The sequence below is a fragment of the Candidatus Aminicenantes bacterium genome (assembly GCA_011049425.1).
Classification (GTDB): Bacteria; Acidobacteriota; Aminicenantia; order UBA2199; family UBA2199; genus UBA876.
On record DSBM01000158.1, the window covers coordinates 1 to 15886 of the forward strand.

The 15886-nt window shown below is 55.9% G+C and carries 17 protein-coding genes; 4 read left to right on the forward strand and 13 right to left on the reverse strand.

Annotation, left to right across the window (positions count from 1 at the left end):
* Positions 1–116 precede the first annotated feature (116 nt).
* From ENN40_11225 to ENN40_11285, 13 genes are all read right to left on the reverse strand, one after another.
* Positions 117–788 (reverse strand): hypothetical protein, encoded by a 672-nt coding sequence (locus ENN40_11225; GenBank protein ID HDP95913.1) that lies wholly within the window; start codon positions 786–788, stop codon positions 117–119.
* A 244-nt stretch (positions 789–1032) separates the two neighbouring features.
* Positions 1033–2406 carry a dihydrolipoyl dehydrogenase gene (lpdA, locus tag ENN40_11230; protein HDP95914.1) on the reverse strand — a complete coding sequence of 458 codons (1374 nt, stop codon included), beginning with the start codon at positions 2404–2406 and terminating at the stop codon, positions 1033–1035.
* Between the two features lie 67 nt (positions 2407–2473).
* Positions 2474–3193 carry a pyridoxine 5'-phosphate synthase gene (locus ENN40_11235; GenBank protein ID HDP95915.1) on the reverse strand — a complete coding sequence of 240 codons (720 nt, stop codon included), beginning with the start codon at positions 3191–3193 and terminating at the stop codon, positions 2474–2476.
* Between the two features lie 84 nt (positions 3194–3277).
* Complete coding sequence (glmM, locus tag ENN40_11240) at positions 3278–4615, reverse strand: phosphoglucosamine mutase (GenBank protein HDP95916.1); 1338 nt, start codon at positions 4613–4615, stop codon at positions 3278–3280.
* On the reverse strand, positions 4599–5273 hold the full coding sequence (locus ENN40_11245; GenBank protein ID HDP95917.1) for a hypothetical protein: 675 nt from the start codon (positions 5271–5273) through the stop codon (positions 4599–4601). Before ENN40_11245 ends, glmM begins: the two co-directional genes overlap by 17 nt.
* Before the next feature lie 4 nt (positions 5274–5277).
* Entirely contained in the window at positions 5278–6036 is a 759-nt protein-coding gene (locus ENN40_11250; protein HDP95918.1) for a TIGR00159 family protein, read from the reverse strand.
* Complete coding sequence (locus tag ENN40_11255; protein ID HDP95919.1) at positions 6033–7940, reverse strand: ATP-dependent metallopeptidase FtsH/Yme1/Tma family protein; 1908 nt, start codon at positions 7938–7940, stop codon at positions 6033–6035. The genes ENN40_11250 and ENN40_11255 overlap by 4 nt, the downstream gene beginning before the upstream one ends.
* Positions 7941–8020: 80 nt before the next feature.
* A complete protein-coding gene (locus tag ENN40_11260; GenBank protein HDP95920.1) occupies positions 8021–8728 on the reverse strand; it encodes a hypothetical protein in 708 nt (235 codons plus the stop codon).
* Positions 8709–10106, reverse strand: a complete 1398-nt coding sequence (locus tag ENN40_11265; GenBank protein ID HDP95921.1) for an undecaprenyl-phosphate glucose phosphotransferase — start codon at positions 10104–10106, stop codon at positions 8709–8711. The genes ENN40_11260 and ENN40_11265 overlap by 20 nt, the downstream gene beginning before the upstream one ends.
* A complete protein-coding gene (locus ENN40_11270) occupies positions 10103–11188 on the reverse strand; it encodes a glycosyltransferase family 4 protein (GenBank protein HDP95922.1) in 1086 nt (361 codons plus the stop codon). The genes ENN40_11265 and ENN40_11270 overlap by 4 nt, the downstream gene beginning before the upstream one ends.
* A gap of 74 nt (positions 11189–11262) precedes the next feature.
* The gene (locus ENN40_11275; protein ID HDP95923.1) at positions 11263–11826 is read right to left on the reverse strand and encodes a hypothetical protein; all 564 of its coding nucleotides are present in this window, start codon (positions 11824–11826) and stop codon (positions 11263–11265) included.
* 289 nt (positions 11827–12115) lie between these two features.
* Positions 12116–12352 carry a transposase gene (locus tag ENN40_11280; GenBank protein ID HDP95924.1) on the reverse strand — a complete coding sequence of 79 codons (237 nt, stop codon included), beginning with the start codon at positions 12350–12352 and terminating at the stop codon, positions 12116–12118.
* A gap of 26 nt (positions 12353–12378) precedes the next feature.
* Positions 12379–12669, reverse strand: a complete 291-nt coding sequence (locus ENN40_11285; protein ID HDP95925.1) for a helix-hairpin-helix domain-containing protein — start codon at positions 12667–12669, stop codon at positions 12379–12381.
* A gap of 264 nt (positions 12670–12933) precedes the next feature.
* On the opposite strand from ENN40_11285, the gene ENN40_11290 reads away from it, so the two are divergent.
* From ENN40_11290 to ENN40_11305, 4 genes are read left to right on the forward strand one after another with little or no spacing between them, the layout of a single operon-like run.
* Complete coding sequence (locus tag ENN40_11290) at positions 12934–13350, forward strand: hypothetical protein (GenBank protein HDP95926.1); 417 nt, start codon at positions 12934–12936, stop codon at positions 13348–13350.
* Positions 13110–14048 carry a hypothetical protein gene (locus ENN40_11295; GenBank protein HDP95927.1) on the forward strand — a complete coding sequence of 313 codons (939 nt, stop codon included), beginning with the start codon at positions 13110–13112 and terminating at the stop codon, positions 14046–14048. The genes ENN40_11290 and ENN40_11295 overlap by 241 nt, the downstream gene beginning before the upstream one ends.
* Entirely contained in the window at positions 14045–15424 is a 1380-nt protein-coding gene (locus tag ENN40_11300) for a hypothetical protein (GenBank protein ID HDP95928.1), read from the forward strand. Before ENN40_11295 ends, ENN40_11300 begins: the two co-directional genes overlap by 4 nt.
* Positions 15411–15872 carry a hypothetical protein gene (locus tag ENN40_11305; GenBank protein HDP95929.1) on the forward strand — a complete coding sequence of 154 codons (462 nt, stop codon included), beginning with the start codon at positions 15411–15413 and terminating at the stop codon, positions 15870–15872. Before ENN40_11300 ends, ENN40_11305 begins: the two co-directional genes overlap by 14 nt.
* Positions 15873–15886: the final 14 nt, after the last annotated feature.

Consider the following 15886-nt stretch of genomic DNA (forward strand, 5'->3'; position numbering starts at 1 on the left):
TGGTGAGCGGTGACCTGTGCCCTCTGGGTATTTGTGCCCGAAAGGGTACTCTCATGCAGCCTTATCATTTTTTCAAATATGCATAACCCCCAAACCCACACAAAATGGAAGAGAACCTAAAAATGCAACTCCAGACCGGCCATGATTGAGGTGGCGTATAGTTCACTGCCGTAGTCATCCACCCAGACATCCAGGTAGTGATTCCAGTAGCCGCCCCAGTAATCGATATCATCGTATCCAGTGGACACAGAGTAAAACCGCAGGGCGGCGCGGAACATGAGGCGCCGTACAACAGAGACCTTGATACCCAATTCGCCGGCAAAGGTGGCTTCCGTAACGGGATCAACCCGCAACCAGTCATCGTAGATTCCCGGGACCAGGGCCTTGTCCTTTTCAATCACACCCACCCCGATACCGACGTACACACTTACCGGGGAAACTTGCCCAAGACGGTATTCTCCCTGGATCATGAATGCCAGGGCCTTTATGTCCCGGCCGCGCGAGCCCCGATATCGGACCATGGAAGATGTGTAATCCGCTTCCAGGTTTAGAAAAAAGCGATTATGAACATTGATTAAACTGAACCCGATTCCCCCGGTTAAGGACAATCCGTCATCCGCCGCCGCCACTTCATGCCACAGTCCCGAACCGGCAGCCGTGAGGTGAAAGTTACCGCCCATGGAATACACGTACACCCGCGTACGCGCGTTGAAATTATGATCCTCCGCGTGCAAAGCAAACGCTGTTAATAAAACCAGCGCGACGATCCACATTGCCTTGGGTTGCATGACTCCTCCTGTGGCATGAAAGCAATCCTTATGCCATTCAATTTCCCGCAGACCTGTCCTGAGATGAAACACCCCGCATTTGCCTCGTGATCCGGCCATATCCGCTTCCCGACACCAAGCCGGCGGCGGCTGAGTGAAACGCGTTCCTCAATGCGGTTAGGGCCATAATCAACCAGGAAGTGTTCCACATCCATGGCCGCACAATTAACGGATTCACGCCTCATCTGTAATTCCCCAAAGCGCTTCAGATATGCACGGCCCGGCCACAGATTGCGGCCAGGGCCTCCCAGACATTTTCTCCCAGGGTGGGATGAACAAAGGTCAGGTTCAGCAGATCATCCGCTTTCATGCCTTTCTCTACCGCCAGGGTCAGGGGCGGAATCAGTTCCGCGGCTTCAGCGCCCACAATGTGTGCCCCCAGAACCGTATTGTCCGGTGCGGCCAGGACCTTGACCAGGCCGGCTTTCTCATCCACGGCATTGGCACGCGAACCGGCGGCATATGGAAAGCGGCCGACTTTCAACTCGTCTCCATACCGTTCCCGCGCCTCCTTTTCCGTCAAGCCGACAGAGGCCATCTCCGGATTCGTAAACACAGCGGCGGGTACGGCATGATGGTGTACGGGCCGGCCGTGCAGGATATGGTTGACGATGGCCATGGCCTGATGAGAGGCCTTATGCGCCAACAGGGGTTGGCCAATTACATCGCCGCAGGCGTATACACCTTCCAGGCCGGTCTTGAGATTCTCATCTACCTGGATAAAACCCTGTTTGTCCAGTTGAATGGGCAGGGCGGGATCAAAAACATCCATGGTCACGGGGCGTCGTCCCACGGCCAGCAGCACCTTGTCGAACTCCCCGTCCCACTGTTTGTCTGCACTTTCAAATTCCGCCTTGACCACTTTATTCTCTACACGCACCGAGCCGGTGCGCGTGGCCGTATGGATACGGATCTTCTGCTTTTTCATCTCGGCGGCTAAAATGGCGGCCACCTCCATGTCACTGCCGGGAACAATCTGATCCATGAGTTCCACCACGGTGACTTCAGAACCCAGCCAACGATAGATAAAGGCATTCTCTATGCCGATGGCGCCGGCACCGATCACCAGGAGGCGCCCGGGCAGCGGGGAAACATTCAGGGCTTGGCGCGAGCCGATGATACGCTCTTCGTCAATCTTTATGTGGGGCAGCTCCGCCATGCGTGAACCGGTCGCGATAACGATGTGCCGGGCCTTGATCTCACGTCCGTCCTGCATGCGGATGGTGTCGCCCGCAACAACCCGACCGCTGCCGTTCTCCCATTCCACTGCGTTTTCTTTTAACAGGAACTCGATTCCACGGGTCAATTTGGATACCACTCGATCTTTCTGCTTGTCCAACGCTTCGGGGTCAAGCGATACACCCTCTCCGCCCTGCAGGCCATAGCGACGCCCGCCGGCGGCCATTTGAAGCATGCGGGCGGCGTGTATCAGGGTCTTGGTGGGGATGCATCCCCACTGCAAACAAGTGCCCCCCAACTTGTGCTTTTCAACCACCAGGGCCTTCAAACCCTGGCGCGCTGCCGTTATGGCCCCTTCATATCCGGCGGGCCCGCCGCCCAGAAAAGCGATATCAACCATGGTTCTCTCCTGTTTTTCCCTTGATTCTCAAGCTCCGGCGCATCCGGAGGTAATTGTGAGAAAGCGCTCAGTGCTTGCGACTGATCAGCAGCTTCATGCGTTTGATCGACTCGCCCAATCCCATGAATACTGAATTGGCGATCAGCGAATGTCCCATACTGAGGCCGTCAATCTCACCAACTGAAACAACGGCTGAAACGTTCTGAAAATCCAGTCCGCGTCCCGCCTGGATGCGCATGTTGAGTTTCTTGGCATAAGCCGCGGCTTTGCGCAATTTTTCCAATTCAATCACCGCATAACTGTTGTTCCAGTTCTCGGCATAGGGTTTGGTGTTGATTTGAACCTCGCGGATTCCCAGGCGGTGAACCGCCTTGACCTGTTCCATATCCGCATCCACCAACACCGAAACAGCTATCCCGGCCGCTTTGAGGTTTCCCGCAACCTCTTCGATCTTTTCGGAAAACATCTGCACGTCCAGTCCACCCCGGCTGGTGACCTCTTCCGCGCTTTCAGGTACCAGCACACATGTATCCGGTTTGGTGCGCAGGGCGATCTTGGCCATGTCCATGGTCGGCACCATTTCCATGATCAGGCTGGTTTTGACAATGGTGCGCAACAATTTCAAGTCCCGTTCCTGAATGTGACGACGATCCTGGCGCAGGTGCACCACGATGGCATCGGCGCCGGATAACTCCGCCAGCACGGCGGCGTATACGGGATCCGGCTCCCTGGCTTCCCTGGCTTGGCGAAGAGTGGCCACTTGATCGATCTTAACCGCCAGTTTCATCCTTTGCTCTCCTTGCAGGAGTACAACTGCATAGTGTACCCCGTCTCAATCATGTGTTCAAGCCGGACGACACAACAACCAACTTCATGCATCCCGGTTGTGGTCATTGCCCACCAACGCTTCCAATTCATCCAGTATGGAGCGCACCAGATCCTCTGTCTCCGCTTCCGCCATCAGGCGCAGCTTGGGCTCGGTGCCGGAGTATCGGGTGAGCAGGCGCACACGGTCACCATAACGATTAAGGGTTTGAACCTTGAATTGCTTTAATTCAGGCCAGGTATCCAGGTCACGTTTCTTTTCTACGTGAATGGAACGGGTCTCCTGGGCAAACCATGTCATTTCGCGGCACAGGCGGGTGGCCGCTGCCGCGGGCTCATTTCCCAACTCACCCAGAAACAGCAGTGTTGTCAGCAAACCATCGCCGGTGGGTTGCAGGGGCGAATAGATGGTGTGTCCGGATGGCTCACCGCCCAGGATGAATCCCGCTTCGCGCATGACCCGTGCCACGTGGCGGTCGCCTACCGGCGCGCGCAGGAATGCAATTTTGCGGCGGGTCAACTCCAGCTCCAGGCCCAGGTTGGACATTACCGTACCCACCACACCCTCAAGACAGCGGGAGCGGTCTTTTCGCATGCCACCGGCCAGGGCGAAAAGGACATGGTCCCCGGTGATCAACCCTCCTCTGCAATCCACGAACAAGACGCGGTCGCCGTCACCATCCAGGGTGACGCCCAGGTCCGCGCCGGTTTCCCGCACCGCAGATTGGATTGTTTCAACGTGGGTGGCGCCGCAATTTTCGTTGATGTTGCGCCCATCCGGATTCGCGCCGCGCATGTCCACGAGATATCCCAGGTCTGAAAACAACGAAGGCGCGATTTTTGCCGCGGCGCCATTGGCTGCATCCACAACCAGGGAAATGCCGTTCCCGTTCAGATCCGCACCCCACTTGCGCAGTTCAGTGGCGTACTCATGCGCAACCTGACACCGATACTGCCGGGCGCCGCTGCCGGCTTTAGGCTCAGCCCGTCGGAATGCGGCCGTAACCAGCTCTTGCGTGCGGTCGTCCGCTTTGGTGCCGTCCCCGGCAAAGAGCTTGATGCCGTTGTCCATCCAGGGATTGTGCGAAGCGGTAATCATAATCCCCCAGTCCCACTCTCCGGTTCGCAACCCCCAAGACAAACCGGGAGTAGGAATCACGCCGCAAGTTGCCACTTGCTGACGTGGGCTCATACCCCGCAGCAAGTGATCGCGGATTCGCGATGACGACTCCCGCGGATCTTCACCCACCAACAAGCGACAGGGGCCCATCACCATGTCCAAGGCGGAACCCAGGCATTCTATGGAAGCAGCATCAAGGGGGGCGACTCCCCAGCGACCGCGGATCCCGTCCGTGCCAAAAAGAGAGTCATTGGGAACCGGCATTGCGGTTCTCCACCTCGATGGTCACTTCCACGGTATCGGTATCTTCAAATCGCAGGATATCCTCGGTTTTCTGCAGGGGAATGCGCAACGTCTGGGTGCGCTCAATGGTGTCCAACTGGACATCCTTTTCCGCATTCACCATGGTAACGTCCTGGATCTGGGTACGATACCCGAACACGGTCACTTTTTCTGGATTCAGCGTGCGGCTCAGCAAAACCACCCCGGGACGCATGCGACCCCGGTAGCGCACCCGCACCGGGACTTCCTTGCGCATGAACTCCTCTACCTCGACTTCGAACATCTTGGGGTGGATCGAGATAATTTCAAGTTCTGGAGGGAATTTCAAAAAATCCTCGGTAAACAGGTTCATGCGCTTGCTGTGCTTGACCCCGGCCAGGTCCACTCGCAGGCGAAAGTCGTCCGCAGATACCATGCGGATCTCCTTGGTGGTCCCCCTGACCTTGATCCGTACCTGGTCCGGCCGCACGGTACGCACATCGATGTTTCTGGATACGTTAAAGTATTCCACCGCGACTTCAAACGCTTTTTCTTCGTATGTGCGCTGTTTGCCGGTGATCAGTATCCAGACCACGACCGCAATGGCCAGAGCGGCCATCCTGAGTCCGAAATTTTTAAAGAGAATGCGACGTATATTCATTGGATCACAAAGTGTGATGATGCAGGCGTTTTTTCAAACCTTCCCGGTCCAGGCCGCGGATCAATTCACCGTCTACGGCCAGTGAAATCTTGCCCGTTTCTTCTGATACCACCACGGCCAGACAGTCCGTTTGTTGGGTAATGCCGATGGCGGCCAGGTGCCGGGTGCCCGAGGGACTCAGCTCCAACAGCGGCGGCAAGGGGAAAAAACATCGCGCCAGTTCAATCCGCCCCTTGCTGATAATCACGGCGCCGTCATGCAAAGGAGAATTGGGGGTAAAGATTGTCAACAACAAGTCCTTGCTCACCAGGGCGTCGATCTTTACGGGCTTGTTCACGTACGTTTTGACGTTGATTTCCCGCTCAAGGGCCATGATGGCTCCGACTTTGGAAAGCGATAGGGCGGCGGCGGCGTTCACAATCTCATCCACCATTTCGGCACGGTCGGCTTTATCATACTGGGTGCGAAGTTTGCTGCCGATTTCCGTCAGGATCTTGCGCAACTCATCCTGAAACAATACGATTATGGCAAAAATCAGGTAGGTCAGGAAGTTGTTTAGAATAGATGAAAAAGCCGTCAGTTTCAGCAGCCCGGCAATTACGGAAATCAAACCAATCAGAACCAGCCCTACAGCCATCTGGTAGGACTTGGTGCCTTTGATCAAGAGCAAGAGGTAGTAGAACAAGAGGAAAAGAAAAAAGATGTCCAGTATATCCGCAAATGAGAAGCGGGAAAAAGCGTTGATGATGAATTCAGCGATCATGTGCGCCTGGTTTTGGCTGTACTGGTTTTGGCGGCGGTCTTTTTACTGCCGGTTGTGCCTTTCACCTCATCCGCTTTTCCCGCAAGAACCAATTGGATCTCCGCGGAGGAAAGTGATTCTTTTTCCAACAGCAAACCGGCGATGGTTTCCAGTTCCCGGCGGTGCTTTTCCATGATCGAACGGGCATTGCCATAAGCCTCATCGATGATCTTCTTGATCTCCCGATCGATCTGGCGGGCCGTCTCCTCTGAGTATTCGTTGTGCACCATCATGTCGCGACCGAGAAACACCATTTCGTCTTTCTGGCCGAAAGCCAGGGGACCCATGGGAGACATGCCCCACTCGCATACCATCTTGCGCGCAATGGAGGTGGCCCGCTCAAAGTCGTTTCCCGCTCCGGTGGTGATCTGGTTCAGAAATATCTCTTCTGAGACGCGCCCGGCCAGCAAAACGGACAATTGTGCCTGTAGATACTCCTTTGAATAGGTGTACTTGTCGTTGAGGGGAAGCTGCTGGGTCACCCCCAGTGCCATGCCGCGGGGGATAATGGAGACCTTGTGCAGGGGGTCGGCCTCTTTCTCCAGGGCGGCGATCAGGGCATGGCCGGCCTCATGGTAGGCGGTGATGCGCTTTTCTTTGTCCGAGATGATCATGCTCTTGCGCTCGGAGCCCATGAGCACCTTGTCCTTGGCGTATTCAAAGTCTTTCATCTCGACTTTTTTCTTGTCCAGGCGGCTGGCCCGCAGCGCCGCCTCGTTGACCAGGTTGGCGATATCGGCGCCGGTAAATCCCGGGGTGGACCGCGCCAGCACTTTCAAACTGACGTTGCGCGCCAGGGGAATGTTGCGCACATGGACCTTGAGGATGGCTTCCCGTCCGCCCACATCGGGAGTGGACACCACCACGCGGCGATCGAAGCGCCCGGGGCGCAACAGTGCGGAATCAAGGATATCCGGACGGTTGGTGGCGGCGATAATGATGACTCCCTCATTGGCGTCAAAGCCGTCCATTTCCACCAGCAACTGGTTAAGGGTCTGTTCCCGCTCATCGTGTCCACCGCCCAGTCCCGCGCCCCGTTGGCGCCCGACCGCATCGATTTCATCGATAAAGATCAGGCAGGGAGCGTGCTTCTTGCCCTCCTCGAAGAGGTCGCGCACCCGTGATGCGCCCACACCCACGAATAGCTCCACGAAATCGGACCCGGAGATTGAAAAGAACGGCACATTGGCTTCACCGGCAATGGCCCGGGCAAGCAGGGTTTTGCCGGTTCCCGGCGGACCGATGAGCAAAACGCCCTTGGGAATTTTTCCGCCCAGGCGCTGGAAACGCTTGGGTTCGCGCAGGAATTCAATGATCTCCTGGAGCTCATCCTTGGCTTCCTCGACTCCGGCCACGTCTTTGAACGTAACCTTGTTTTTTTCTCCGGAGAACAGGCGCGCCTTGCTCTTGCCGAAAGTAAACGCTTTGCCGCCGCTCTGCTGGCGCATCAGGGCCACCCAGAAAAAGATCAAAATCAACAGCGGAGCGGAAGACAACAGGATGGAAAGCCACTCGTTCTTGTTCAGTTCCTCGATTTCAATATTGACGCCATGCTTGCGCAGACTGTCAATGAGGTCGGGATAGTTTACGGGAACCGCGGCCTCGTAACGCAGCACATTGCCGGTTCCCGCGGCGTCTGCAAGCTTGCCTGAAACGGTATTTCCCGAAATGTATGCGTTAATGACTTCGCCATTTTCCACTTTGGCCATAAACTGGGAGAAACTCAACTTTTCCACGCCGCCGGATGAGACATCCGAGAGCAGGTTCCACAACAGGATGATCATGATAAAAGCAGCCACCCAGAAGAGAAATCCACGTGGTCCTTTCTGATTGATATTGCGATTGATATTTCTGAAATTGGTCATGGTAAACAGCCTCTGTTCCCGTCGGACGGATTATATCACACTCCCGGGGCTCATTCAAAAGCGATTGTGTCTCGTCCCGCTTATCTTTCGGCGCTCATGCAGACGGTTTCAAGCGGGCATCCCCGGCAGAGTGGCCGGCTGCGGCAATGTGTTTTGGCCAGGTGGACCAGCAGCGCGTGGAACTCATTGAATACCTGCACACGCCGGGCGGTTTCCAGGCGCAAAAACGGTGCTGTTATTTTTTTCCGCAATCCGGCGTAGCCGGGAGCCGCCTCCCCGGTCAAGCGCGCCATCAGACGCCGGGTATAGGCATCCACTACGAAAAACGGTCGCCCATATGCATAAAGCAGTATGGAATCAGCGGTCTCTTCACCAATCCCCCAGACGGAAAGGAGTTGCGGTCGCGGTGGCGGCTCCGGATCCCATTGCTGGAAAAAGCGGCTGAACCCGCAGAGCTTACGCGCCTTCACGCGGAAATAACCGCTGGGACGGATCGCAGATTCGATGACCTCCACGGGCGCCTGCAACAGTGCATCAGATACCAGCAGGCCGGCGCTTTCAAGCACATCCAGGCAACCTTCCACCTGTTTCCAGGTGGTGTTCTGGGTCAGGATGGCGCCGACACCGATTTCAAAGCGCTGCTTCGCCGAAGCGGGCAGGCGGAAATCACCGGGATGATAACCGCCGCTGCGCGGATCAAGACGACGCAACCCGCTTAAGGGCCACCAGCCCCGGGGACCATAGGCATCCAACAGGCGGGAAAAAATGTCACCGATTGGCGGCGTCAATGAACTTGAACTTCAATACGGTGCGCCACAGGATTTCCAGGTCCAGGCGGAAAGTGTAATTCTGAATGTAGTAGATATCGAACTCAATCCGTTGGTCCAGGGGAGTGTTTCCCCGCAGGCCATGAACCTGCGCCCACCCCGTCATACCGGTCCGCACCCGGTGGCGCAGCATGTAGCGGGGAATATTGTCGCGGAATTCCATGACGAACTCGGGACGCTCGGGACGAGGCCCGACCAGGCTCATGTCCCCCTTGAGCACGTTGAGGAGTTGGGGCCATTCATCCAGAGAATAACGGCGCATGACCCGCCCCGCCCGTGTAATGCGATCATCGTCCGGTGGCGACCAGACGGCACCGGTGGATTTTTCCGCGTCCTGAACCATGGTGCGGAATTTGAACATGCGGAAATTACGGCCGTCCAGACCCACCCGGGTCTGGGCGTAAAACACCGGCCCACGGGAATCAAGCTTCACCCATAAGGCGATGATCAAAAAGAGCGGCGACAACAATACCAGGCCGCAGAAAGAGGCCGCCAGGTCAAATCCGCGCTTCACAAACAATCGCCACCCCTGGAGGGGGATGTCTCCCAGGTTGATGGTGGGAATGCCCTCGATGTGCTCCATGCCTGCTTTCAGGGAGGCGATCTGCAGGATATCGGGAATCAAGCGGATATCCAGCAAAAGGTTGTTGGCACGCCGGATCAGTGACTCGATGGTCTGAATGCGACTCAGGGGCAGGGCGATGAACAGATCGGTCACCTGGTGGTTTTTCACCACTTTCTCCAGGCGGTCATAGCCGCCCAAAATGTCCGAACCCTCGCCGTCACCCAGGAATCCCACCACCTCGATACCGAAATGGGTGTAATTGCCCAGCTTTTCGGCCATCAGGCGCCCCAGTTCGCAATCCCCGGCGATAAGGATTCGGGAGACCCCGTTGCGGCGCATGAACACATTGCGGAAAAAGCGGAAGATCGCCAACCGTCCCAGAAAAATCGCGGCCGTGATCACCGGGACGTACAATGCCAGAAACACGTGGGATATCTCAAAACCAGTAAAATCGTAACTGTTCAGGTAGCTGAACACCAGCAGGGTCACAACCGCGCACACCAGGGTGTTGGCCAGGGTGGCGAAGAGGTCGTCCAGACGATTCTGCCGCAGGCGGATGCGGTAAAATCCCCGCGAAGCGAAGTAAACCACCTGGAAAAACATGCAGAAAGCCAGGACCAGGAGGTATTTTTGAAAAGCGGGAATGCCTTTCGGCGCGCCCAGAAGGCCGGAATGAAACCGCAGCCAGAACGTCAAGAAAAAGCCCGCGGCAATGGTTAACACATCGGAAAAGAAATAAAACTGCACCAGTTTGCGGCGACTTTTCTTGATCATGGCAGTGAAGCCACCAGGCTGGAGAACTTTTCCCGGAAATGTTGTGGTGAGAAGCGCAGGCTGTCTTGGCGCAATGCGTCCGGATCGAACGTACGGGTGCGCATCTCCTCCACGCCCGCGGTAAAAGCATCCGCATCCGGGTCCGCAACCAGCAGACCGGTCCGGCCGTGAGTGACGATGTCGGCCACCCCGCCCCGGGACGACGCCAGTACCGGGGTACCGCAGGCCAGCGACTCGACAAAAGCGATGCCGAAATCTTCCAATCCGGCGTGGACAAAAGCGCGGGCGCGACGATAGCGTTCACGCAACGCTTGCGGGGACAGGCTTTGTTCAAAACGGATATTCTTGCGCGCGCGCCCTTGCAGCGCGCGCTTCTCCGGTCCGCCGCCCACGATCACCAGGGAGTCCCCGGTGCGGTTGAACACATCCACCAGCAGGTCCACCCGCTTGTACGGCACAAGCGCGGTGACAGCCAGGAAATACCCTCCCTTTTCGCCGGACCCGGGTGAAAAGAAGTCCGTATCCACCGGCGGATGGATGACTGTGGCGTTCCGGCGGTAGTATTTGCGGATGCGCTGCGCAACGAATTCCGAATCGGCCACGAAATGGTCCACCCTGGCCGCGGAGGCCGCGTCCCAGGTACGCAGACGCGTGGCGGCGCGGCGGATCAGCCATTTCTTCACGCCCCGGCTGCAACCGAAATAGTGGGGATACTGGTCCCAGATATAGCGCATGGGGGTAAACACGTAACTGACATGCGGCGCCTGCGGTGGGGGGATGGCGCCCTTGGCAACGCAGTGGGAGGTACTGACCACCAGGTCGTAGGCGGACAGGTCAAATGACTCCACGGCGCGGGGCAGAAGGGGAAGGCATTGGCGATACCAGCGGCGCGCCGGGAGGAAACGGTTCAGATAGGAAGCCGTAACATTGCGGGACCGGATCTTTTCCGACACCTTGTCCGGAGTGTAAAACAGGGTAAAGATATCCGCCGAGGGAAAGATGTCCAGCATGCCCTCCAGGACCTTTTCGCCCCCACGCATACCGTTGAGCCAGTCATGGACAAGCGCTACCTTTGCCGTCATCACCCGCAGATTGTACACCCCGGCAAGGGGGATGGCAAGGCGGAAAGATTGGTGGAAAGATTGGAGAGACCAGGTCAGGCTTTGTAAGTGATGCGGTATTCCGTATAGGGGTCGCCCTTCATGAGTGAGCGCACGATCTCCACGTTCACGTCCGTGCAGCCGTTCATCTCCAGGCCGCGCTGCATCCAGCCGCCGATGCGGTACTCGATGGTCTTGTCGATGTCGGGGAACTCGGTGATGCGCACCGTGGCCTTGCCGCGCTCGTTGAAGGGGACTTCGATTTTTGCGGGCCGGTAATAGCCGGAAGCGAATTGGGGCCCCTTGCCCACGAAGAACTCAGGTTTCCCCACCTTGAGGAGCATGCGGTAAAGCCCCTTGAAACCGTGATCCAGGGCAAAGCGGCCCATCTCCCAGCCGGCTTTCTCCAGGTTCCACTGGAAAAACAACTGGGCGATAAAGGCCACGGGTTCCAGCATATAGGTCCTGAGGTCGTACCAGTCGTTTTCCTTGACCTTGAACTCAAAGAGCAGTCGGGCATCTGAGGAAAGGGTGTCCAACCACATCTGCAACCCCTCCTCACCGAATCTCTTTTTGACAAACTGGGGGATCGTGGCGATTAATGTACCCTTGACTTCCATGATCGCGGCTCCTCGCGCCCATGTGGCAAATAAGCATGCTGCATGGACGCAACACCACTTATATACGTATATTTTTATCGATTGTCAATCTTTATGCGTAAAATTTTATCGATTCTTATGTTTTGTCGCGGATTACGCGGTTAATTCGGGAAAATCCCGTAAAACAGGGAAAACGCGTATCCACGCTTCGAATGAAAGGCAAACTTCAGAAAAATAATGATCGCAGGGGCACGCTGCATCGTGCCCCTGCGACTCTTCATCCGCCGAAGCCACAGCGATGGTGGACCAACTACAAAAACCTCTCCTTTAACTCCCGCGCCCGTTCAATTCCCTTTGGAGTGATCAGGACGGACTTGAGATTGTGAAACTGCTCGATCATCTCCCCCTCTTCCAGGGCGTTCAGCGCATCGAACCGGTAGCCCTTCCAGGAGCGAAACACCTTTTCCCCCGGCCTGCGCCGGGAATCTTCTTCCCAGCCGGACAGGAACAACAGGAGCAGGTTCAAATCCTTTAATTCTTCAGTCACGAGTGCATTCACAGACGACCCCCTTGTTAGATAGTGACACGGTCTTTGAATCGCAGGAATGTCTTCTCCCCGATGCCTTTCACCTTGAGCAGATCCTCGACGCGTTTAAAAGGTCCGTTTTTTTTGCGGAAATCGATGATCCGCTGTGCCACTTTCTCTCCAATTCGCGGCAGGGTTTGAAGCTCTTTCAACCCCGCCGTGTTGATGTTGACCTTGGTCTTTGCTTCTGCCGAAGCCTCAAGAAAAGACGCCCCGGATAGCATGACCATGGCGACAACCAAAACCATCGCGAGAATCTGTTTCTTTTCAGTTCTCATGATTCACCTCCTGCTCTTGTGCAATCAAGATCCATGCCAACCATGTGAACAGTCCTAGGGACCCCCCGGCAACCTTTGTGAATACACGTTTTCCTCAAACAACACGCAGCCGGGCCCGGGACAACCATGTTCGGCAAAGTGAACACATAAATCCACTCCAGTACATAATCCTTAACATCCCCTTTCTCGCAGAACGCAAAGATCAGCATCTGCACGTGTTTTCCGTTTTCATGACCAGTTGGCAAGCAAATTGTGTAGCCCCACATGGAGGTTCAGATGAAATGGGTAAAATCTGAAAAAGGCTTTCTTTTAATTGAAACCCTGGTTGCCCTGGCGATTGTCACCATCGCCGCGGCCGCCCTGGGGCGGGCGCTGGAGCAGACCGTCCGCAGCGGACAGGCAGGTACTTTGCGGCTGCAACACGACCAAATGGTGGTTTCATGGCGCAATCGCCTGCTGTCTGCGGGATTCAGCCATGCATGGTTGTCGCCGGGAGTCCATTACAAAAAAGTGGATCAATGGGCGTTGCATTGGAAGGTCAAGCAACTGTCACCTGCACTCAAGCAGGTCGGGATGGCCGTCGACCGGGGGGCCGTTTCCACGCGACGATTGTTTCACAAATCAATCTACATTCACGGTTCCGGTTGGAACGAGCTGGTTCAATCCACACTCGGAGAATAGTGATGAACCAGGGATTCACGTTAATGGAATTGCTGGTGGCCTCCGCCATCGGAATCGGCATCCTCTCGGTTGTGATCGTCAACATTGCACACTCTTCGGCCCTGTCGAGCCGGGTGGTGTCGCAACAGCAAAACCTGGAAGCCTTGTTTCATACGGTTGATACCATCAAGTCGGACTTGTCGCGTTGCGGCATGCGCATGCAGGAAGCGGCTGCCGAATTTGCCATTGAGTCCTTTCAGACGCAGGAAAACGGATTCGCCCTCAGATACGGAATATCCAGCTCTGAACTGACAAAACCAGCGGTTAAAGGCGACAGCCATATCGAAATCAGCGCAGACGATTTCGCCCGCAAACGCAAAGCGGTGCTGATCTATTCAATATCCCAGGGTGTATTTGAATTCAATAAAATCGATAGTGTCGCGGGGAACCAACTGAAAATGAAAAAGCCCCTGGCCGACAACTACCCGGAAAACAGCCCGGTGGTGATTCTCAAGGAGATACAATTGCGCCATTATCCCCGTACGCATCAGCTGAAACGCCGCCTGGACAGCGGATACTTCCAGCCCCTGATCGAGAATGTCACCGACTTTGCCTCCACCTATTATCCCGAATCACGCTCTGTTCTTTATCGCTTGGAAATCAACCATAGGGAACAGGTCAGGGGCTATATCTTTTTAAACAACACGGTGGTACCGTGAAAAAGGATAACTTGATTGCAGGCCGCCGCGGCAACATCCTGGCCGCCCTGTTGTTTGTCCTGCTCTGTGGGGCATTGTGCATGACCCTGCTGACCCATACCATCGGGCACCACCACATCATGAAGATCCGCAGAACACGGGTGGCGGCGCTGGCTGAGTTGCAGGACCAGCTATGCCTTGAAAGCCATCAGATTTTTCACACCCTTAACCGTGTTGATCTGGATGCCCTTGATGAACCGGCAATTGAGTTGTTTTCCCTACAAACGTTCCCTGACCGCGTAACCGGTCCCGTGCATTTACAACACATCTTCTCACAAGAAAAATCAACGCTTGGAAACATGGAACGCACCCAGGCCCATGTGCGGATCCTGGCCACTCAGTCAAAAGGGCCTTACTGCATGGAAGGGGAGGTTTCCTCAACTTTCCTGGAAGGGGCTGTTCCCACTCAACACATCCCCCTGCTACTGAAAGCGGAAGTACCTGCCGGGATCTCATCCCGCGAATTTCTTGCGTCCCAGGGCGTCCGCTTGCCGAACACGGTGGTTCCAAAGGTCAAAGCCGGCGGCTTTGACCTGGAACTGAAGCGACTCATTCAGCGAGCCCTGGACCTCGGAAACCTGCAACTGACCTGGTCGGAAATCCGCCGCAGGCTTGGCATGGAGGTCACGGAAGCCCCGCCTCCGCCCGGGGTCTACCTGGTGCAGGACAGTGAACACGTTCACGCTGTTCTGGTTCAAGGCGATCTGGATGAACTCGCATTTTCCAGTCACGGCGGTTATCAAAGGGTTCAGATGAGCCAGGGCTCCGACACCTACACCATGGAGTACGAGCCCGAGGGAGCAATCCTGGATTGCTGGATCTCGGACCCGATTTCCACATGCGTATTTTCAGAATGCATTGTGATCAACGGCAATTGTCTCTCTGTGGCCACCCGGCACGAACCGGGGAAAGAACTCCGGGCTTTCCATGCGGACAGCCGCATCACGCTGCTGGTCAGCGGGCAGGTGACGGTCACATCATCCCTGGAAAAAGAAGGGTTGGGAGTTCGCAGGATCCCTTCGCCGGGCATTTCCATAGTCTGCGGAAAAAACGGTGTGGTAAACGCGGGTGATCAGGATATCCGTTTGTCCGCCGGCGATCACTCCGTTCTGGATGCGTCTCTGATCACTGCGCATGAAGTGAAAAACGGGAAAGGTTCGGTCCGCATCAACGGCAGCATCTGTGCGGGAGGTCTCGACAATTCTGGAGAAATCGAATTGGCCTTCGTCCAAGGACGACAAGAAGTATTGGAAGAACTAAGCGTTCGCAATTTGCGCCTGATTCACAATATAAAACTGCTGCGAATCGAGGAAGTGCGCCGAGATGACATCGATTGAAGATTTCCAGGATTATTCGCGATTGCGATCAGGGATCACGGTAGTGGAATTGCTGGTCACAGTCATTGTACTTGGAATCATTCTCTGCTCTGGTGTACTGGGCATGCGTGCCTATCACCGCCGCGCGGATGCCGCAAACGGGGTCCGTTGCGTAACCGCGGCCATGCAAGCTGCGCGTTATCGCGCCATCAAGCACAATCGCAGGGTAAGGCTTTCTCAAAACAAAGCGGGCAACCTGGAATTAGAGGTACGCAAAAACGGAAACTGGCACCTGCTGGAACAAATCACAATCCCCGCGGTTGTAGAGTTTCGCTTGAACGCGGATCCCGTTTTTTATCCTGAAGGACACGTGGTCCCCCTGTGCTCCGCCTTTGTCAGCGTGGGCCCCTATCAACGCAAAATTTCCATATCCCTGGCCGGCCGCATCAAAGTGACTCCCCTGCCATGAGCTGAATTTCTCTC